The sequence below is a fragment of the Pelovirga terrestris genome (assembly GCF_014773365.1).
Taxonomy (GTDB): domain Bacteria; phylum Desulfobacterota; class Desulfuromonadia; order Desulfuromonadales; family Geopsychrobacteraceae; genus Pelovirga; species Pelovirga terrestris.
The window spans coordinates 178,552-198,947 of record NZ_JACWUN010000005.1 but is presented as its reverse complement, the minus strand read 5'-3'; the positions used below and the strand labels follow the sequence as shown (position 1 = coordinate 198,947).

General features: G+C 55.2%; 17 protein-coding genes. 8 read left to right on the top strand and 9 right to left on the bottom strand.

What is annotated here, in order from left to right:
- The first annotated feature begins 7 nt into the window (after window positions 1-7).
- The 3 genes from ICT70_RS06355 to ICT70_RS06345 are packed head-to-tail and all read left to right on the top strand — an operon-like array spanning window position 8 to window position 1,063.
- On the top strand, window positions 8-457 hold the full coding sequence (locus ICT70_RS06355; protein WP_191154583.1) for a hypothetical protein: 450 nt from the start codon (window positions 8-10) through the stop codon (window positions 455-457).
- Between the two features lie 13 nt (window positions 458-470).
- On the top strand, window positions 471-770 hold the full coding sequence (locus ICT70_RS06350) for a type II toxin-antitoxin system RelE/ParE family toxin (protein ID WP_191154581.1): 300 nt from the start codon (window positions 471-473) through the stop codon (window positions 768-770).
- Complete coding sequence (locus ICT70_RS06345; RefSeq protein ID WP_191154579.1) at window positions 767-1,063, top strand: addiction module antidote protein; 297 nt, start codon at window positions 767-769, stop codon at window positions 1,061-1,063. Before ICT70_RS06350 ends, ICT70_RS06345 begins: the two co-directional genes overlap by 4 nt.
- A gap of 336 nt (window positions 1,064-1,399) precedes the next feature.
- Here the strand turns inward: ICT70_RS06345 and ICT70_RS15240 are convergent, their stop codons facing one another.
- Together ICT70_RS15240 and ICT70_RS06335 are read right to left on the bottom strand one after the other, a co-directional pair.
- Window positions 1,400-1,717: a type II toxin-antitoxin system VapC family toxin gene (locus tag ICT70_RS15240; protein ID WP_420488574.1), complete on the bottom strand. Its 318-nt coding sequence runs from the start codon at window positions 1,715-1,717 to the stop codon at window positions 1,400-1,402.
- A 73-nt stretch (window positions 1,718-1,790) separates the two neighbouring features.
- Window positions 1,791-2,024 carry a type II toxin-antitoxin system Phd/YefM family antitoxin gene (locus ICT70_RS06335; protein ID WP_191154577.1) on the bottom strand — a complete coding sequence of 78 codons (234 nt, stop codon included), beginning with the start codon at window positions 2,022-2,024 and terminating at the stop codon, window positions 1,791-1,793.
- A 335-nt stretch (window positions 2,025-2,359) separates the two neighbouring features.
- Between ICT70_RS06335 and ICT70_RS06330 the strand changes: the two genes are divergently transcribed.
- A complete protein-coding gene (locus ICT70_RS06330) occupies window positions 2,360-2,671 on the top strand; it encodes a hypothetical protein (protein WP_191154575.1) in 312 nt (103 codons plus the stop codon).
- A gap of 65 nt (window positions 2,672-2,736) precedes the next feature.
- Here the strand turns inward: ICT70_RS06330 and ICT70_RS06325 are convergent, their stop codons facing one another.
- Window positions 2,737-3,606 carry a L,D-transpeptidase family protein gene (locus ICT70_RS06325; protein ID WP_191154573.1) on the bottom strand — a complete coding sequence of 290 codons (870 nt, stop codon included), beginning with the start codon at window positions 3,604-3,606 and terminating at the stop codon, window positions 2,737-2,739.
- Window positions 3,607-3,845: 239 nt separating this feature from the next.
- On the opposite strand from ICT70_RS06325, the gene polA reads away from it, so the two are divergent.
- Window positions 3,846-6,533: a DNA polymerase I gene (polA, locus tag ICT70_RS06320; protein ID WP_191154571.1), complete on the top strand. Its 2,688-nt coding sequence runs from the start codon at window positions 3,846-3,848 to the stop codon at window positions 6,531-6,533.
- Between the two features lie 124 nt (window positions 6,534-6,657).
- Entirely contained in the window at window positions 6,658-9,186 is a 2,529-nt protein-coding gene (locus tag ICT70_RS06315) for a glycogen/starch/alpha-glucan phosphorylase (RefSeq protein ID WP_191154639.1), read from the top strand.
- Between the two features lie 21 nt (window positions 9,187-9,207).
- On the opposite strand, the gene ICT70_RS06310 is transcribed toward ICT70_RS06315, so the two are convergent.
- From ICT70_RS06310 to ICT70_RS06300, 3 genes are all read right to left on the bottom strand, one after another.
- The gene (locus ICT70_RS06310; RefSeq protein ID WP_191154569.1) at window positions 9,208-10,902 is read right to left on the bottom strand and encodes a diguanylate cyclase; all 1,695 of its coding nucleotides are present in this window, start codon (window positions 10,900-10,902) and stop codon (window positions 9,208-9,210) included.
- Between the two features lie 301 nt (window positions 10,903-11,203).
- Complete coding sequence (locus ICT70_RS06305; RefSeq protein WP_191154561.1) at window positions 11,204-12,733, bottom strand: SDR family oxidoreductase; 1,530 nt, start codon at window positions 12,731-12,733, stop codon at window positions 11,204-11,206.
- 139 nt (window positions 12,734-12,872) lie between these two features.
- Window positions 12,873-13,028: a hypothetical protein gene (locus ICT70_RS06300; RefSeq protein ID WP_191154559.1), complete on the bottom strand. Its 156-nt coding sequence runs from the start codon at window positions 13,026-13,028 to the stop codon at window positions 12,873-12,875.
- Between the two features lie 31 nt (window positions 13,029-13,059).
- On the opposite strand from ICT70_RS06300, the gene ICT70_RS06295 reads away from it, so the two are divergent.
- Window positions 13,060-14,022, top strand: coding sequence for a YbgA family protein (locus ICT70_RS06295; RefSeq protein WP_191154557.1), 963 nt, complete (start codon window positions 13,060-13,062; stop codon window positions 14,020-14,022).
- Between the two features lie 199 nt (window positions 14,023-14,221).
- On the opposite strand, the gene ICT70_RS06290 is transcribed toward ICT70_RS06295, so the two are convergent.
- The 3 genes from ICT70_RS06290 to mnmL all read right to left on the bottom strand — a co-directional run bounded on the left by ICT70_RS06290 (window position 14,222) and on the right by mnmL (window position 17,979).
- Window positions 14,222-14,614 (bottom strand): OsmC family protein, encoded by a 393-nt coding sequence (locus ICT70_RS06290; protein ID WP_191154555.1) that lies wholly within the window; start codon window positions 14,612-14,614, stop codon window positions 14,222-14,224.
- 45 nt (window positions 14,615-14,659) lie between these two features.
- Window positions 14,660-16,696 carry an ATP-dependent helicase gene (locus ICT70_RS06285; RefSeq protein WP_191154553.1) on the bottom strand — a complete coding sequence of 679 codons (2,037 nt, stop codon included), beginning with the start codon at window positions 16,694-16,696 and terminating at the stop codon, window positions 14,660-14,662.
- Between the two features lie 341 nt (window positions 16,697-17,037).
- Window positions 17,038-17,979, bottom strand: coding sequence for a tRNA modification radical SAM protein MnmL/YtqA (gene mnmL / locus ICT70_RS06280; RefSeq protein WP_191154551.1), 942 nt, complete (start codon window positions 17,977-17,979; stop codon window positions 17,038-17,040).
- A 274-nt stretch (window positions 17,980-18,253) separates the two neighbouring features.
- On the opposite strand from mnmL, the gene ICT70_RS06275 reads away from it, so the two are divergent.
- On the top strand, window positions 18,254-20,395 hold the full coding sequence (locus tag ICT70_RS06275; protein WP_191154549.1) for a glycoside hydrolase family 57 protein: 2,142 nt from the start codon (window positions 18,254-18,256) through the stop codon (window positions 20,393-20,395).
- Window position 20,396 lies beyond the last annotated feature (1 nt).

Below are 20,396 nucleotides of genomic sequence, written 5' to 3'. Positions count from 1 at the left end.
AGTGATCATGATATGGTCCGTTGCGGTTGATCTCAAGCAAATTCAGCAGCAGGGCAAAAATTTTCGTTGGCCCCGTCCGGACTCCTGCCCACGTTGTCACCAGTGGCGGATCTGGGGCCACGGTTACGCGCTGCGCTACTTTGCTGGTTTTGCTGAGGCCCTGCCGATGAAATGCTATCGTTGTCCTTTGTGCCGTTGTGTCATCACCGCACGTCCTGCCGATTATTTCCCCCGGATTCGCAGCTGTATAGCGGTCATTGTCACCTGTTTGACTCATCGAGTTCATCAGGGACGTTGGCCCCCTCTGGCGTTCCCGCGCTCCCGCTTGCGCCACTGGCTGCTGAATTTGAAACAACAGATTCAGATTCATCTGACCAATACCTGGTCCGAAGGGCTGATAAAGCTATTCTGGACATTTACATCATGGCCTTTGAGCTTGCAATGCCGTTGTTTATAAACTACGATTGAGTATGCTCGAAATCAAACAGACTGCAACTTACCAAAGATGGCAGGGCAAGTTAAAGGATCGGCGCGCAAAAGCCCTGATTGCTGCGAGAGTTTTTCGCTTGGCCAACGGCTTACCGGGAGATGTTAAGTCGATAGGGCAGGGAGTACGTGAATTACGAATTCATTTTGGACCTGGTTATCGCGTTTATTTTTACCAGCGGGGCAACGAGCTGATTCTGCTACTGTGCGGTGGTGATAAAGGCAGTCAAAAAAAGGATATTGAGGTTGCAATACAGCTTGCGGACCAGTGGAGGATACAATGAGTGAACCTGTCTATGATTACGATCCGGCAGCTGCTTTAGAGAACGAAGAAGGTATCGCCATTTTTCTTGCTGATGCGCTGGAAACGGGCGATGCTGGCTATATTGCAAAAGCGATGGGGGTCGTGGCCCGCGCAAAGGGAATGACTGAACTTTCCCGCGAAACAGGCTTGTCACGTGAGCAACTATACCGCTCATTCAGCGAGCAAGGTAATCCAACCTTGAAGACGATGCTCGCCGTGATGCGCGCCCTCGGAGTCGACATGACGGCTCGGCCTCATAAGCCGGCAGCCTAACATATGGAAAATCGGGGGGAGATAATACCGATTAAGAGATTATCGGTTTTATCTCCCCCGATTAAAGGAAACGCGATGTTCCACCAACCCATCCTGGCGCTATGTTGCGCGAGGATTTTCTTCCGGATTACCGGCTGATGGTAACAGCGCCGAGTTTTGGCTGAACGCACAAAGCGCAGTAGATTTATGGCAGGCCGGAAGAGAAGTTGCCGGGAAGCTTAGGCAAATCCGTAAGCTTAATGCAGCGTGAGGGTGGGACATTCTACCACTACGGAGCGGGAGTTGAAGGTAAATAAACTATCCGAAGTTGGGCCGGGAAGAGGAATCACCTTGCTCCTACCAAATCGTCTGTAGGTGCGGATAGCTGATGATTTTCTGGCCGCAGGTCATCAGGGGGATAGCCATTGTCATGGCCGTGGCAGCGATGATGCGATCCGCCGGATCGGCATGAAATTCGCCGGGTAACTCGACCGAACGCAAAGCAATAAGGTTGTCGACCGGGACAAATTGAACAAATGGAAGCTCTTGCGTTTTGCTGATCCAATCACGATGATCGATGGCTAATTCAAGGCGACCACGTTTGACCAGCAGAGCAATCTCCCAACTTGAGATGGAAGAAATCAGAATGCCCTTTTCTGATATGGCTGCTGCAATCGCCTCCTCGGCTGGTGGTGATAACTTTTCCGGGTTACTGAGCCACCAGAGCCAGACTGAGTATCAAGAACAATCACTGCAGAGCCGCCCAATCATTTTCAGCGACCGGGTCTAAAGGTTGATCATAGCGCCGAACGCTGTTGCGCAACTCCTGTAAAACCTGAGGTGGCTGATCGTGATACGGTATGATTTTAAGAACCGGCTGATTGTGATCGGTGATGATTAATTCCCCCCCCTGATCTTGAATCTTGCGGAAATATTCCAACGCCCGTGGCTTGAATTGAGATTTCGAAACGACCTCTGACATGGCTTTCTCCTAGGTTGAATACCAAGTGTGACAATATTAACCTAGTCACTATTCGTTTTCAAGAGGAAGGCTAAGGTATTCGGGGTAGAGTAGAGAGCAGGTCTCAGAGTGGGTAAAGGGGACGTTGTTGGGTATTCGGGGGAGATAATACCGATTAAAAGATTTATCGGTTTTATGTCCCCCGATTAACGATTCCCCGATTAAAATTGGCTGTGTTTTTGGGTGGTTGGCTAAGAATTGAGAGCACGAAAGGATTTTGTTGGGAAATATGGTAGAATTCGGAATAGAGTTCGGAAGTCCCGAATGATAAATTTTTTCAATCAAGGAGGAAGACAATGAAACGAATGGTTAATGGTGTGTTGGTTGGTGCTATGGTGCTGGCTCTTGCGGGCTGTGCTACGCAGTATACTCTGGCCCCGGAAGATGAGAAGTTGATGCGTGACGCTCTGGCGGCGTCAGAGGCTGCTTCAACCTCGGCCGATCAGGCAGCGGCGGCGGCAACAAGAGCCGAAAGAGCTGCGGCGAGTGCTGAGAAGTCTGCAGCAAGTGCTGACGCGGCTGCCAGCTCTGCCCAGGTCAGTGCTGACCGCGCTGAAGCCGCTGCCGATAAAGCCGCCAAGGCTTTTGAGTTAAGTCAGCAGAAATAGATTGTTCGAGCAATTTCTGTGCAGCAACAAAAAAGCCCCGATTAGCCGGGGCTTTTTTGTTGCCATCAGGGCTGATTCGGCAGTGCTGATACCGGCTGAGGCACACCAGTGCGCTGCTCAAGGATGAGGCGTACCTGCTGCCAGTCGATATCGGCCTGGGGGGCAATCAGGTCACGTTGCCGCAGGATTTCCTCTATCGCTGCCACCACCCGATTGGCCGGGTCGGGGTGCGCCTCGAGGTACAGTTGCCCCTCTTTGTGCCCCAGTTTAATCGGCTGATCGATAATCATGACCGCCATCCCGAGGTGTACGCGCTCAAACAGCCGTTGGATATCTTCGGGGTAGAGGCGGATACAGCCGCTACTGACCTGGCGACCAATACCAAAGGGACGATTGGTTCCGTGCAGACCGATGTGCTTCTGCGAGAGTCCGATCCAGTAATCACCCAGGGGATTATCCGGCCCCGGTGGAATCACTGCCGGTAGCTGCGGATGCTCTGCACGCCAGCTGGGCGGCGGTGTCCAGCTCGGATTGGCAATCATGGTGACAACCTGATTATAGCCGGTCGGGGTGTCGCGACCTTCGCGGCCAATACCGATGGGATAGACATTTATCAGGGTTTGTTGCCGCCCTTCGCGGATCAGGTACAGCCGCTGTTCAGCCAGGTTGATGGTGATTCCTGCCGGCGCCTGATAGGGAACGATGGCCGCGCGGGGAATGAGAATCTCGCTATCAGCTGGTGGTTGCCAGGGGTCGATGGTGGGGTTGGCATTGATGAGGGTACCGTAACCAATGCCATGCCGGCGGGCTAATTCAATCAGGGTGTCGCCGGGGTGAATCAGCTGGTAGAAGTTTTCGCCCACCAGGGTGGCGGATGTTATTGCAAAGACCGACGATGGTACTACGAGCAACAAGGGCAATAGCCAAACTACCATTGTGCCCGGTAAAAAACGTGATATTTTGGAATTTAATAATGGCATCAGATCGTTGCTATCGGTTGCTGTGTGCAATTTGCATAAAAAATATTGTTCCGGTTTTTTCAAAGATTGTACCTGTCTTTTCGCACAGCTCCATGTCCGCTGTAAACAGAAGATTTCTGCGTTGATTCTCGCCTTTCGCTTTTTGCCTGTCTGTGGAATAATGCGATACTTTCATTTTTGCCAAAAGGTCACCCATGTCCGACAAGGTTCAGCGCCTCTATCTGGTTGATGGTTCTTCCTATATCTATCGTGCCTACTTCGCCATCCGTCACCTCTCCAACTCGAAGGGAGAGGCTACCAATGCCATTTACGGTTTCACCACCATGCTGCTGACCTTGCTGCGCCAGGAACAGCCCGACCATATTGCGGTGATTTTTGACAGCAAGGGGCCAACCTTTCGCAAGGAGCTTTACCCCGACTATAAAGCCAACCGCAGTGCCATGCCGGAGGATCTGGTGCCCCAGATCCCGGTGATCAAGGAGGTGGTGGCGGCGTTTCGGATGCCGGCGTTGGAGTTGCCGGGGTTTGAGGCTGATGACATTATTGCTACCCTGGCTCGCCGTTTTGCCGCCCAGGGGCTTGAGGTAACGGTGGTCACCGGCGACAAGGATCTGATGCAGATTGTCGATGAACGTATTCGTCTGCTTGATACGATGAAGGGCAAGGTGTCAGGGCGCCGGGAGGTGATTGAACGCTTTGGCGTCCCGCCCGAACAGGTCCTCGAGGTGCTTGGTCTGGCAGGCGACAGCTCTGACAATATTCCCGGAGTGCCGGGTATTGGTGAAAAAACCGCCAGCGCTCTCATCCAGGAATTCGGCAGTATCGACAACCTGCTGGCCAATATTGATCAGGTCAAGGGGAAAAAAAGGCAGGAGAATCTGCGCGAATTTGCCGAGCAGGCACGTCTGTCGCGCCGCCTTGCCGCTTTGGTAGAAGACCTTGAGGTCGATGTCGATCTCGACCAGTTGCTGCTGGAAGAGCCGGATGCCGAGGTTTTGAGGGCTCTGCTCAAGCGTCTGGAATTCAATAAGTTGCTTACTGATCTGCCGGCCCTGAAGACGCAGCCGGCAGCTGATTCATCTGCTGATTATCGCATGATTGTCAGTGCAGCGGAGCTGGATAGTCTGATCGCCGCGCTGAAAAAGGCCGGAACCTTTGCCCTTGACACCGAAACCACCAGTCTGACCGCTGTACAGGCCGACCTTGTCGGCCTCTCTTTTGCCGTGCAGGCGGATGCCGGCTGGTATGTGCCGGTGGGGCATCGGTATCTGGGGGTACCTGAGCAGTTGCCGCTGCCGCTGGTTGTGGAAAAGCTCAAACCCTTGCTGGAAGATCCACAGGTTCAGAAAATCGGTCAGAACATCAAATACGATGCCCTGGTGTTGCGTCGTGCCGGTATCCAATTGGCAGGCATTTGTACCGATACCATGATTCTGTCGTACCTGACCCACCCGGAGGCTAAATCCCACGGCCTTGACGCCCTTGCTCTGGCCCATCTGAACTATCGTACCGTGCCCTATAGCGAGGTTGCCGGTAGCGGTAAAAAACAGATCTGTTTCAGTGAGGTCGATGTCACCAGGGCGACCCGCTATGCCGCCGAAGATGCCGATATCACCTGGCGCCTGGCAGACAGGCTGCTGCCGGAGCTTAAGGATGAGGCGAGCCGCAAACTCTTTGCCGAGGTCGAGATGCCGCTGGTCGAGGTCCTCACCCGGATGGAATGGACGGGTATCCGCGTCGATGCTGATTTCCTCGGCACCCTCTCGGCGGAGATGGGGGAGCGCCTGCAGGTTCTTGAAGAGCAGATTCATCAGCTGGCTGGCAGCGCTTTTAATATCAATTCCCCCAAGCAACTGGGCGAGGTGCTGTTTGAACGTCTTGGCCTGGCCAAGGGCAAAAAAACCAAGAGCGGCTGGTCGACCAATGTCGAGGTGCTGCAGGGGTTGGCCGATCAGCACGAGATTGCTGCGCGCATTCTCGACTATCGTTCCGTCAGTAAGCTTAAAAGCACCTATACCGATGCTTTGCCGCGCCTGATCAACCCGGCCAGCGGGCGCTTGCATACCTCCTTCAACCAGGCGGTGACGGCCACCGGACGTCTTTCGTCGAGCGATCCCAACCTGCAGAATATTCCGATCCGAACCCCCGAGGGGCGGCGCATCCGTGAAGCCTTTATTCCGCAGGACGGCTGGGTGCTGCTGGCGGCAGACTATTCGCAGGTGGAGTTACGGGTGATGGCCCATATGGCCGATGTGGCAGATTTAAAGCAGAGCTTTGCCGCCGGTGAGGATATTCACCGCCGCACCGCTGCGGAAATCTTCAATGTGTTTCCCGAAATGGTGACGCCCGAGATGCGCCGTCAGGCCAAGACCATCAACTTTGGTGTCTTGTATGGCATGGGAGCCTTCAGCCTGGCGAAGGACCTGGGGATCGGTCGTGCCCAAGCCCAGGAGTTTATCGATCAGTATTTTCAGCGCTACCCGGCAGTGCTTGAATTTCTCGAAGAAAAAAAGGCGCAGGCGCGTGAACACCAGTATGTGACGACCCTGCTTGGACGGCGCTGTGCTATTCCGGAGATTCACAGCAGCAATGGTGCGGTGCGCAGCTACGCCGAACGCAACGCCATCAACTATCCGATTCAGGGCAGTGCGGCGGATATTATCAAGGTCGCCATGGTCAATATCGACCGGCGCTTACGTCAAGAAACGTTGCAGACTCGCATGCTGCTGCAGGTTCATGATGAACTGGTGTTTGAGGCCCCGGCGCAGGAACAGGAATACGTCGCGTCACTGGTTCGCGACGAGATGGAAAATGCGGTTGCTCTCGATTTGCCGCTGCAGGTAGATCTGGGATCGGGTAAAAGCTGGGCCCAAGCTCATTAAGGAATTGTAGCTATTCAGCTCTATTCTTGCCACAGGACTCCCGACCCGGTGCTGAACAGATATAAGGCACTAAGAATATCGGCGGTCGCCCCGCTATAGCAACATCCTAAGGAGATTGTCTTTGATGAATTTGAAACGCTACGCAATGAAAGATCTGGCTTGTCCACAACTCACTGATGTTCCGCCTCTGGGGATGGATGCCGCCTCCCTGGAAATGGATATTCGACATTACTACACCAACAATCTTGGGCGCGATCAGCATTGTCGTTTGCTCTATTACGCTTACGAAGCCCTGGCCCTGACCATCCGCGATCGTTTGATGGAGCGCTGGAAGAATACCCGCCAGGCTTACGAGGACGCCGACGCGCGGCGCTGCTATTACCTGTCACTGGAATTTCTGATGGGGCGTACCCTGGGCAACGCGGTGCTCAATCTCGGCCTGGATGAGGAAATTGAAAAAGCCCTGAACAACCTCTGTCTGCGCTACGAAGACATGGTTGATGCCGAACCGGATGCCGGCCTGGGTAACGGTGGCCTCGGGCGTCTGGCTGCTTGTTTTCTTGATAGTTGTGCAACCCTGCAACTGCCGGTCATGGGCTACGGTATCCGCTATGAGTACGGCATGTTTCGGCAGAACATCAACAATGGCTATCAGGTCGAAGAGCCGGATCACTGGCTGGCGATGACGAACCGCTGGGAGGTGGAGCGGCGGGAGTACCGCCAGCGCATCAAGTTTGGCGGGCACAGCGAACACTATTATGACGATAACGGCCGGCGACGGGCGCGTTGGGTTGATACCCAGGATGTGCAGGCCATTCCCTACGACGTACCGATCCCCGGTTTTAACAACGGTACCGTCAATACCCTCCGGCTGTGGCGCGCCGAGGCCACCGAAGAGTTCGATCTGGGTGAGTTTAACGCTGGTGATTATGCCGGTTCAGTGGCGGCAAAGAACGAAGCGGAAAAAATCACCATGGTGCTGTACCCCAACGATGCCAGTGAAAACGGTAAGAATCTGCGTCTGGGACAGCAATATTTTCTCGCGTCGGCCAGTCTGCAGGATGTTATCGACCGTTGGACCACCATCAAGGGGAAGGATTTCAGCCGCTTTGCCGAACTGAATTGTTTTCAGCTTAACGATACCCATCCCTGTTGTGCGGTGCCGGAATTGATGCGCCTGTTGCTTGATGTCCACCATCTGACCTGGGATGAGGCCTGGGAGATCGTTCAGGCCACTATGGCCTACACCAACCACACCTTGCTGCCCGAGGCCCTGGAAAAGTGGTCGGTACGCATGTTCCAGCACCTGTTGCCGCGGTTACTGGAAATTATCTATGAAATCAATGCCCGTTTCTTAAAAGAGGTTGCCCTGCGCTGGCCGGGGGATCTGGAGCGTCAACGGCGCATGTCGTTGATCGAGGAGGGGCCGGTGCCGCAGGTCCGCATGGCGTACCTGGGTATCGTTGGCAGCTTTTCGGTTAACGGGGTGGCGGCGCTCCACTCGCGCTTGCTGCAGCAGGGCCTGTTCCGTGACTTTTACGAGATGTGGCCGGAAAAATTCAATAACAAGACCAACGGCGTGACCCAGCGGCGCTGGCTGGCCTATGCCAACCCGCTGCTGGCAGAATTGATCAGCAGTCGGATCGGCAGTGGCTGGACGACCGACCTTGCTCAGCTCAAGCAGTTGGAACCCCTTGCCGCTGACCGCGCGTTCCAGCAGCAGTGGCAGCAGGTCAAAAACGCCAATAAGGAGCTGCTGGCCGATTTTGTCGCAGATAAGTGCGGGGTCGCCTTCCCCCTTGACAGCCTGTTCGATGTTCAGGTCAAGCGTATTCATGAGTACAAACGCCAACTGCTTAACATCCTGCATGTGATTCATCTCTACCAGCGGATCAAGCAGGGTGATATCGCCGATTGGGTGCCACGTGCCATTCTGATCGGTGGCAAGGCGGCTCCCGGTTACGCCATGGCCAAGCTGATTATCAAGCTGGTGAACAATGTTGCTACAGTCATCAATCACGATCCCCAGGTTGGCGATCTGCTCAAGCTGGTTTTTCTGCCCAACTACAATGTCTCGGCTATGGAGATTATCTGTGCCGGTACCGATCTGTCCGAGCAGATCTCCACCGCCGGCAAGGAGGCCTCAGGCACCGGCAACATGAAATTCATGATGAACGGTGCCCTGACCATCGGTACCCTGGACGGCGCCAATATCGAGATGCGTGAAGAGGTCGGTGCCGACAACTTCTTTTTGTTCGGGCTCTCGGCCGAGGAGGTCGAAGAGCGCCGTCGGCATTATGATCCTGCCGCTATTATCGCAGCGGATAAACATCTGGGGCAGGTGATGCAATTGCTGCAGAGCGCTCATTTTAATCAATTTGAGCCGGGGATTTTCGATCCGATTATTCGGGCGATTGTCAATCCTGACGATCTGTGGATGGTCGCCGCTGATTTTGACAGTTACCGGATTGCCCAGGAAGAGGTGTCACGGGCTTATCGTGATCAGCAGGGCTGGACGCGGATGAGTATTTTGAACAGTGCGGCTTCCGGTAAGTTTTCTACCGATCGGACGATGCACCAGTACAATGAGGATATCTGGAGGCTGCAGGCGGTGGCGGCGAGAAAGGTTGGCGAAGACGGAAAGTATATTTAAACGCAGACTGGCGGGGTGTTATCAGCTCAGCACGAGCTGGTTGCGCCCCTGATTTTTGGCCTGGTACAGGGCATCGTCAGCACGTTTAAGCAACGCGTCGATGCCGCTGTCATCGGCCTGATGCATGGTCATGCCGAGGCTGACGGTGATCTTGACGGTTGCGCTGCCGGCGCGGATTTTGAGTTGCGCAATCTTTAGCAAAAGCCGTTTGCAGATGTTTAGAGCGCCTGCCTTGTCGGTATTTACCAGTACTGCTGCAAACTCCTCACCGCCATAGCGCCCAAAGATGTCGGTCTCACGCAGTTCCTGATGACAGCAATCGACCAGCCGCTTGAGCGCCTCATCGCCGACACTGTGGCCGTAGGTATCGTTCACCTCCTTGAAATAATCGATATCAAGCATCAGTACCGCCATGTGTGAGCCATAGCGCCTGACCCGTGCCAGCTCGCTGGTAGCGCAGTCGATAAAGTAGCGACGATTGCTGGCTCCGGTCAGCGGGTCGGTCGTTGCCAGCTGCAGTAGCTCCTCCTCCATCCGTTTACGTGCCGTGGTGTCGCGAACCGTCGAGAAAATCCGTTTTTTCTCCGGGTCGGGATAAGAGCTCCAGGCCAACCATTTAACACTTCCATCCTTACAGCGGCAGCGGTTTTCAAAACCGACAACGATTTCCCCTCGATTCAGTCGGGCGGCGACATCGGTGCTGCTGTCGAGATCTTCTGTAACCACCAGCTCCAGCCAGGCCTTGTTCCGCAGTTCTTCTTTTGACCATCCAAGGATGCGTTTCCACGCTGGATTGGTTTCGATAAACTGCCCTTCCATGGTGCTGATGCTGAGCATATCCAGGGACAGTTCAAAAACCCTTTGACGATCAGTTTCGGCGCGTTTGAGATCGGTCATATCTCTGGCGGTCATGACAACAAATTTCGGTTGCAGATCCTGGCTGCGCAGAGGGCGGTAGGAGATACTGAAAAAGCGTCGGCCGATTCCCGGGGTGTCAATCCAGCGTTCTAGCTGGATATGTCGGCCGAGAAAGGCCTGCTCTAATGCCGGCAGCGTCAGTTCGCTGTAGCTGTCGGTGGCTTCCAGTTGATTGATGTGGCTACCGATGATGAATTGGCGTTTTTTATTGAAAGCCTGAAGAAATGCATCATTGACCAGCTGTAACTGATGGTTGCAATCAACAAGGGCAATCAGGTTGGGGCTGGAGGCGACGATCTGCTCGTAGCGACGCAACCTTTGCTGCATTTCATGAGCCTTGGTGATGTCGCGGGCAAAGATGGCTATCCCGACAATTGACTGCTCATCGCGCACCGGTTGGATAATGGCGGCATATTCGCGTTGGTTGGCACCGGTATAATTTGTCCGCAGCGTTTTCCCTCGCTTCACCAGCCTGAAACTATGGCTGATAAAATCGATCTGGTCCGCCGGGAAGAGTTTGATAACGTCGAGTCCAGCATGGACGTGGAGACCCTCGGCCGCTTTGAGCAGCACAACGGTGGCCTGATTGGCGAAAACGATGCTTCCTTCAAGATCAACAAATATGATCAGATCTTCACTGCTATCGAATAATGGGCGCAGTTCATTGTCGAGCTGGGCGGTCGGGGGAATGGCTTGGTCAGTGCTGTTGAGGGCAAGCAGCTGCTGCTCAAGTTGACTGACCCGTTGTCTGGACTGCTCCAGTTCCAGTTCCAGTACATCGGTTAAGCGTGGCTTCATCCAGGTTTCCTTCCGGTGATTTTATCTATCTCCTCAGCACCGGGCCTTTGAATTCTATGGAAAGGGACGCGATTGTTTCCCGTTGGGTCATCCCTGACCTCTTGGTGTCGCCGTCCATGACGACAGTCACCCTCGCCACAGAATCCCCGACCCTGCGCGAAGGACAGCAGCTGCATGGTTACGATTTTATCAGGATCCGCACTCTAACACGATTTTTTTCGATGGGGTACTCTTTGTTTGCTGCCCTAACATGTTTTTGTCAGTAAAAGTAGCAAGTTATCAGTTGTTGATGGGACAGGCGTCAGGTCCTCTCAGCGCTGCCGGGAACCTTTATCTTGCGTGGTCCGGACTTGATCGGTTTTTGGGTCGCAGCGGCAATGCCGCGAATCATGCCGTTGAAGACAAAAAAATGAAAAGGGGTGATCAGATACCAGTAGAGCAGACCCAACAGTCCGCGGGGCAAAAAGCGGGCCGTTTGCTGCAGGGTGGTCGTGCCCTGGTCCTGCTCTATTAATCGGAAGGACAGAGTGCCTTTGCCCGGCAGTTTCATTTCAGCAATCAGCAGCAACTGCTGTTGCGGCTTGATCGCCAGAACCCGCCAGAAATCGATGACATCACCCGGGTAAAGAGCGGCGGCGCTGCGCCGACCCCGCTGTAAACCGACGCCGCCGCCAAGGCGGTCGATCAGTCCGCGCAGTTGCCACAGCCAGTTCGCATAGTAGTAGCCGACGTCGCCGCCAATCGAGGTGACGGCCGGCCAGATTTCTTCGGCTGATGCGTCAAGCACCAGTTCGCGGGAATCTTCAAAGGCGCTCCCCCCCGACCAGCTTGGATCACCGGCGCTGCTCCACTCAGCCGGGTGCAGGTTGCCGGAGTCGCTCCAGGTGGTTTCCACCTGTTGCTGGCGAATGCGGTCGAGAGCCAGCCGGATCGCCTTGCGCGCATCAAAGAGTTCCTGGGGTAGCAGCTCGGTGATGCTGTTTTCGGTGCACACCACCGGATTGCTGAGCCCTTCTGCCAGGGGGCGGGCGATGGTGGCGGGAACCGGAGTGACCAGGTGAATCCAGTAGGAGCTCAAGCGGGGGGTCAACAGGGGGATCGGGATGATTAATCGTTTACGTAGACCCGCTTCTTCGGCATAGGTTTCCATCAATTCGCGATAATTCGTTACCTGCGGCTGACCGATGTCGAAGGTTCGACCAAGGGTCTGTGGTTGTTCAAGGCAGCCAATCAGATAGTAGAGGACGTTGCGCACGCCGATCGGCTGACAGGGGGTGCTGACCCAGCGTGGCGTGACCATGACCGGCAGGCGATCGACCAGATAACGGAGGATCTCAAACGAGGCACTGCCGGAACCGATGATCATCGCTGCCCGCAGAATGGTGACCGGCACCTTCCCCTGACGCAGGTAATCGCCGACTTCGGTACGTGACTGCAGATGGTGGCTCAGGTTGGCATGGTCTTCACCCAGTCCGCTTAAGTAGATGATCTGCTCCAATCCGGCATGGCTTGCCGCATGGGCCATGTTCTCTGCCGCAATCCTGTCGGTGTTGGCAAAATCGTGGACCCCTGGGAGCATGGAGTGAACCAGGTAGTAGGCCGCCCGGCAGTGAGCCGCTGCTGCGGTCAGGCTGTCAGGATCAAGTACGTCCCCTTTGATAATTTCCAGATTCGCATGGTTTCCCCAGGGCCGTCCAGCGAGTTTTTTCGGGGTGCGCGCCAGGGCTCTGACCCGGTAGCCGGCATCAAGCAGGCGCGGAATCAGACGACCGCCAATGTAACCGCTGCCGCCGGTGACCAGGATCAGATTGTTTTCAGGATGACTATTCATGGGTATCTCCTGCGGCCAGTGGGTGATGAGACTGGTTGCCGCATCAAAAAAACCTGGTTAATGGCACTCTGATCTTTCCTGATGAAGATATCCAGGATTGTTTGAGCACTGTTTTCTGCTAGTATGGGGCAAATGTAAACTATTCACCACTGTCCTTGCGCAGGGTCGGGGTTTCTGTGGCAAGGGTGTTTGTCGCCATGGACGGCGACAACAAGCGGTCAGGGATGACCCAACGGGAAACAATCGCGTCCCTTGCCATAGGAACCCCGATCCGGTGCAGAACAAATATGGCCAAATAATAATCTGCCCAGCGAGGAGAGTATAGCATGGATGATAAAAATGATAAGATTCGACTCGGTATCAGTTCCTGTCTGTTGGGAGCCCAGGTACGTTACGATGGCGGTCACCAGCTTGACCGGTTCCTGCGCGATGTGCTGGGCGACTATGTCGAGTATGTGCCGGTCTGTCCTGAGGTTGAGGTTGGGTTGCCGATTCCGCGCGACACCTTGCGGCTGGTAGAGAACGCTGAGCAGCAGGTGCGTCTGGTGTTTTCACGCAGCGGCGAGGATATCACCGAGCGGATGGAGGGGTGGGCGCGCGAGCGTGTCAGACAATTGGAAAAAGAACAGCTTGACGGTTTTGTCTTCAAGGCAAAGTCACCCAGCAGCGGCATGGAGCGGGTTAAGCTTTATGATCGTAACGGGGTGCCGAAAAAGGTCGGGGTCGGGGTGTTTGCCCGGCATTTCATGGAGCACTTTCCCCTGCTGCCGGTTGAAGAAGATGGTCGCCTGAATGATCCGCGCCTGCGGGAGAATTTTATCACCGCCATTTTTGTCCTCAAGCGCTGGCGCCAGTTGCTGGCTGCGGGCTTTGGCCTTGGGCGGCTGGTGGAGTTTCATACCCGTCATAAACTGTTGATCATGGCCCACAGCCCGCAGCATTACCGGCAGATGGGCAAGCTGGTAGCGGCTGGGAAAGATTTTTCCTTGACGGAGCTGCGTGAGAACTATCTGGCGGAACTGGTGGCCGCCCTGCGCCTGAAAACCACGGTGAAGAAACAGGTCAATGTCATGCAGCATATCCTCGGCTATTTCAAGCGCCGGCTTGCGGCCGATGAAAAACAGGAAGTGCTCGAACTGATGGAACATTACCGCCAGGGGCTGGTGCCCTTGATCGTGCCTTTAACCCTGCTCAATCACTTTGTCCGCAAGTATGATCAGGCTTATCTGCGTCAGCAGTATTATCTGAATCCGCATCCCAAGGAGCTGAAGCTGCTCAATCAGATCTGAACAACGTTGTTTATAGGATCGAGATTGATACTGCCCGCTAATAATCTGGATCCTGCGACTGCGCGCAGGATGACATTGATGCAATTAAACGCTGCAGTCATTCTGCGCGCAGTCGCAGAATCTACTTCCTCTTTTCTGCTTTACCGGAGTCAAAGAGTCAAACAGAAAACCAAAAAACATTGTTCAGCCCGCTTACAAATCAGGCTAGAATAAGCTCAATCTCGGGTGGATCACTCAGCGCCTTTTTTACCGAACACTGATCAACGCTGCGCAGGATGGCCTGCTGGTACTTTTCCGGAAAATCGGTGGGCAGGCTCAGTGTCATCCTGATGGTTTCCAGCCGCCGGGTGTCGGGGTGGCGCTCGATATCCAGCGCAATGGCCAGCCCTTCGGTCGGGAGCTGACGCTGCCGGCAGAAGCGCAAGGCATAAAAACCGGCGCAGGTCGCCACCGAGCTCAAAAAGAGGTCGTAAGGGGAGGGCGCGGCATGGCTGCCGCCATCCTCCGGCGGTTGGTCGGTGAGAATAGCGAAGGAACCGATACGGGCGGCGACCTGAACGCCGCCGGGAAAACTGACGTCAACTGTGGCCATAATCAACGACTCCTGATAACAAGGTGATATTGCGTAGCGCCCAGCTTACCCCAGCAGTTGCTGCATCTGCTGAAAAAACTGATTGGCGCTTTTTTCCTGCTGTTCTTCCCCGTCGTCGGCGGGAACCCCGGCCTGACGGGTCGCCAGCAGTTGTTGCGGTAGCTCCGCCAGAAAGCGGCTTGGTTCACGTAGTTCCAGCTTGCCATGTTTGCGGCGTTGACGGGCGCCCAGCAGGACCAGCCGTTGCTCGGCGCGGGTAATACCAACATAGCAGAGTCGCCGTTCTTCGTCGATATCACAGGTGACATCCAGGGACTTTTTGTGCGGCAAAAAGCCCTCCTCCATTCCTGCCAGAAAAACCACCGGAAACTCCAGCCCCTTGCTTGAGTGCAGACTCATCAGCGTCACCGTGTTGCCGGACAGCAACTTCTCCTTGTCGTCCTTGCCGGCGGGATCAGCATCGAGCAGGGAAATAGCATCGACAAAGCCGGCAAGACTGGGACGTTCGTTGCGTTCAATATAAGCGCCGAGGGAGTTGAGGATTTCGTTCTGGTTTTCAATCCGGCGCTGGGCGGTTTGGGGATCTTTTTCCTGACGGTAGATTTCATCAGCCAGCTTGAGCTCGTTCAGCAGCTGGCGCAGGGTGTCGAGCAGGCGCAGAGGATTTTTGAACGTGCTCTGATAGCTTTTAATCAGCGCGACAAACTCTGCAATGGCGGTCAGGGTCTTTTGCCCTATGCCGTCAAACTGTTCCGGTTGCTGTAAAAGCTGCCAGATGCCGGCGTTCTGTTCGGCCGATCGACGGATGATCTGATCGATGCTGTTTTCCCCGATTCCGCGCTTGGGGTAGTTGATGATGCGCAGCAGATTCACTTCATCGGCAGGGTTGAGGATAGTGCGCAGGTAGGCGACCAGATCGCGGATCTCCTTGCGGTCGAAAAACTGTTGCCCTCCAATCAGGACATAGGGGATGTTGTCGTAGCGCAGCTGTTCCTCAAAGGCGCGCGACTGGGTGTTGGTGCGATACAGAATGGCAAAGTCGCTGAACTTGCGCTGATGTCGGAAGGTCTCGGCATGGATCAGTTCGACCACCTGTCGTGCTTCATCCTCACTATCCTCACAGCGCAGATAATCGATGGCGTACCCTGCCGGGCTGCTGGTCCACAGGGTTTTGGGACGGCGCTGGCGGTTGTTGGCAATCAGCTGGTTGGCAGCCGCCAGAATGGTGGCGCTGGAACGATAGTTCTGCTCCAGCTTGATGATCCGCGTGCCGGGAAAGTCTTTTTCAAAATCGAGGATATTGCTGATATCGGCACCGCGAAAGGCGTAGATAGACTGATCATCATCACCGACAACACAGAGGTTTTTGTGGCCGCCGGCCAGCAGCTTGAGCAGTTGGTACTGGACCGGGTTGGTGTCCTGATATTCGTCGACCATCTGGTAGACAAAGCGCTGTTGGTAGTGCGCCAGAAGCTCGCTTTGACCCTCGAGCAGGCGGACGGTCAACAGTAACAGATCGTCAAAATCAACCGCATTGTAGGCTTTTAGAGCTTTTTGATAGCGGGGGTAGATAGTGGCGACCAGATGTGAGAGGGGGTCACGTAGGGTGGGCTGATACTGGCCGGCGTCAATCAGGCGATTCTTGGCCGCTGAAATTCGCCAGATCATCTGTTCAGCATCGCGGTTGCTGCTGTCCGCTCCGGCTTCGCGCAGCAATTCACGGACCAGGCGCAGCTGGTCACTGGTGGCATAGATGGAGAAGTTGCGCTTGAAACCGAGGCGATCGATGTGGCTTTTGAGAATCTGCACACCAAGGGAATGAAAGGTGGAGATGGTCATCCCCTTGACGGCGTTGCGGCCGGTCATCTCCTGCACCCGTTCGCGCATCTCCCGCGCCGCCTTGTTGGTAAAGGTCACCGCCAGAATCTGCTCGGGGCTGGTGCCTTGCTGCACCAGGTGGGCAATACGGCAGGTAATGACCCGGGTTTTGCCCGAGCCGGCGCCGGCGAGTAGCAGCAACGGCCCGGCGCCATGGGTCACGGCCTGACGCTGCTGAGGATTGAGTTGGTTCAGATCGAACATGGTGGCATGCCTGCGCAGTGAAATAGTGGACCTATCTGATACCCGAGAACCTCCTGTGGGTCAAGGGGGTGGTCGCCGGTGAAGCTTCCGAAGGTTGATTTAAGGTTTGAGGATAAAAAGAGAATCGTGAGTAAAACAGTTGATTCTCGCACAGGCTTCTGCTAGATTGCGCGCCATGTTTCGAATGGCAATAGTTATTATCAGCATACTCTGGGCTTCACTGCTATTGATTTCCTGGAGCGGGGCGACCCCCGAACCAGACCGATCAACAGTGGTAACGACCAACAGCAACCCGGCCTGAAGGTTTCATCCTTTGCGGAACGGGACTGCGTCCTTGTTTTTTACAAATCGCAGGTACGGGATTTTGTACCTGGGAAATGACTCCCCTGGCGGGTTCCCCGCCGTTCAAGCTCCGCCCCAATCGCATTGAGCACCTCCCATTTATTAAGTGACCACAATGGCGCCAGTAACAGTTCGCGTGGGCCGTCGCCGGTCAGGCGCTGAATCAGGGTGTGGGGCGGCAGGCACTCAATCACATCGACCGCCAGCTGGACATACTCCTCCCTTGCCAGGGTGTTGATCTCACCGGCCAGATACCTGTCGCCCAAGGGGGTGCCACGTAAAACGTGGAGCAGGTGCAGTTTGATGCCGTCAACCCCGAGTCCGGCCATTTCCCGCGCAGTCTGCAGGATGTCGTCACGGCTTTCACCGGGCAGACCGATAATCAGGTGAACGCAGACACGCAGACCGCGCGTTTTGGCACGCTGATAGGCATCGAGGAAACAGGCATAATCGTGACCACGACCCAGATAGGCAAGGGTCCGGTCGTGGCTGCTCTGCAGACCCAGCTCGAGCCACAAATAGGTGCGCCGATGATATTCGGCCAGCAGGTCCAGCACCCCATCGTCTACGCAGTCGGGTCGCGTCCCGACGGCCAGACCGACCACTTTGTCGACCTTCAGGGCCTGATCATAACAGCGCCGCAGTTGCGCGAGGGGGGCAAAGGTGTTGGAGTAGGGTTGGAAGTAGGCAATAAACCATTTGGCTCGGTATTTACGCTGCATCAGTGCCTTGGCCTGCTCCAGTTGCTGCCTAATGCTGACCTGACGGGCAATGCCCACCGCCGCTGAGCCGGAGCTGTCACAAAAGATGCATCCGTGACCATCGCGCCCGTTGGCGCGGTTAGGACAGCCAAAGCCGGCATCAACGGAAATCTTGTGAACCCGCCCCCCGAAGCGATGTTTAAGATAGGTTGAGTAGAGGAGCATTTTCTCTTTGCGCATGATGCAACTATGCCAGCCTCGTTACATCTGGGCAAGGTGTTAATTAGGCAATCAAGGCAGAATAAATATGCGGGGATTAAGTGACATCCCCGGGAAAAAATTGTTACACTGCACAACGGCACCCTTGATCGGATGCGCGTATCAAGCTTGCCTGATGGTTATCTAGCAACATGATCTAACAACATGTCGTGGCTTTAATGGACTGATTCTTCGTTGCCTGCGCAGAATCTCTTCACCGCTTCATGCGCCAACCTCTGGTTGCAAAAGGACTGACATGGCTTCTCCTGATGTTTCTACTGCCTCCCCGGCACAACTGAAAGTCTGTATTCTCTGGCATATGCATCAACCTGACTACCGTGATCCGGTCGGTGGTCAGACCCTGCTTCCCTGGACCTGGCTGCATGGCTTAAAAGATTATGGCGAAATGCTTGAAACCGTGGCTCAAACCAAGGCCAGGGTGACGGTTAATCTGGTTCCCTCTTTGCTGGAGCAACTTGAACGTTATGCCGGCGGCAAGGATCAGGACCGTTGGCTCGAATTGATCGCCCGGCCGGCTGACAAACTATCGGATGCAGAGCGGCAATTCGTGGTTGAACAATTTTTTTCCGTTAACATCGAGACCCAGATCCTGCCCAACCGCCGTTATCACCAACTCTATCTGCAGCGGGGGACCCTTGAGCCACGGGCCGAGAGCTTCAGCCCTCAGGATATCCTCGATCTGCAGGTCTGTTTTCTGCTGGCCTGGACCGGTTATCATCTGCGCCAACGCTCATCCCTGGTCAGTGCCTTGCTTGAGCGTGGCGGGCTCTATCATGAAGAGCAGAAGCACCAGCTGCTGCTGGTGTGCCATGAGGAGATCGCCCGCATCATCGATTTTCACCGGGAGCTGGAAGCGGACGGCCTGATTGAAATTACCATAACCCCCTATGCTCATCCGATTCTGCCCCTGTTATGTAATCTGCAAAGCGCGTGGGAGCCGTCGCCGGGATTGCCGTTGCCGGCCGCTGATTTTCGCTATCCGGAGGATGCGCGCTTGCAGGTACGCGAAGGATTGCGTACCGCAGAGCGTTTTTTTGGCAAGCGCCGCCGTGGCATGTGGCCGGCAGAAGGGGGCGTTAGCCATGAAGCAGCGCTGCTGATGCAGGAAGAGGGGGCTTTGTGGGCGGCGACCGATGAGGACATCCTGGCGCGCAGCCTGGATGGTGGTCTGCGTGATCGCGGTCGGCTGTACCGATTTTATGAGTATGAGGGGTTGCCCCTGATCTTCCGCGATCGCGAATTGTCTGATCGGGTCGGCTTTCTTTACGCCACCTGGAAGGCGTCTGAAGCGGTAGCAGATATCCAGCAGCGCCTGCGCCAGATTGCCCGGATGGCTCCAGGTGGAACGGTGGCTATCATCCTTGATGGTGAAAACTGCTGGGAGCGCTATGCCGACAATGGTTACCCCTTTTTGCGCGATCTTTACCAGATGCTTGACCAGGACGACCAGTTTGTTATGAACACAGTTGGCGAGGCTTTGGAGCAGAGCAGGCCGGAGCCCTTAACGCGGCTGGCCGCCGGATCCTGGATCCGCTCAGATTTTACCACCTGGATCGGCCACCCCGAGGATAACGTCGCCTGGCAGCTGCTCTATCAGGCGCGCCGCGACTGTATCACCACCGAGGTGACTGATGCCCTGGCTAACCCGCAGGAACCGCTGAGCGATCTGGTGCAGGAGCTCCTGCGGGCTGAAGGCAGTGATTGGTTCTGGTGGTTCGGCGATGAGCATTCCAGTTTACAGGCCGATATTTTTGACCGTTTATTTCGTCTGCATCTGGAGGGGATGTATCACCTCAAAGGATTGCCGGTGCCGGCGAGCCTGCAACAGCGAATCAAGCCCGGCGTGAGGACCGTCACCGGTGGTTATGAACCATCGGCCTGTTTCACTCCGAGTATTGACGGGCGCATCGGTGATTATTTCGAGTGGCTGGCAACCGGCTGTATCGACCTCGCCGTTGGCGGGGCCATGTACAGCGGCCGCGAAGGCCTGGACCATCTTTATTACGGTTATGATAATGAGCATCTCTATTTTCGTATCGATCAGTCTGATCTGCTCAGGCGCCTGTGCGGTAAAGACGGTTACTTTGAATTGCGCCTCAACGGCAGCGGCATTTTTCATGTCTGTTTCAGTTTTACCGACAATAAGGTCAAGGTGCTGATCGACGGCAAACAGGTGCCCGGTGGTCGGGGGGCCTCCGACAAGATCCTCGAGTTGGCGGTGCCGATCGAGTTATTGCAACTGGAGCAGGGCCAGAGTATCCGCATCAGTTGTCATGTTGTTCGCCAACAACGGGAAAATGGTCGTTGGCCAACGGAAGGGGATGCGGTTTTATGTTATCGTGGCAGTGCCCTTGATGAAGAAAACTGGTCGGTTTAAC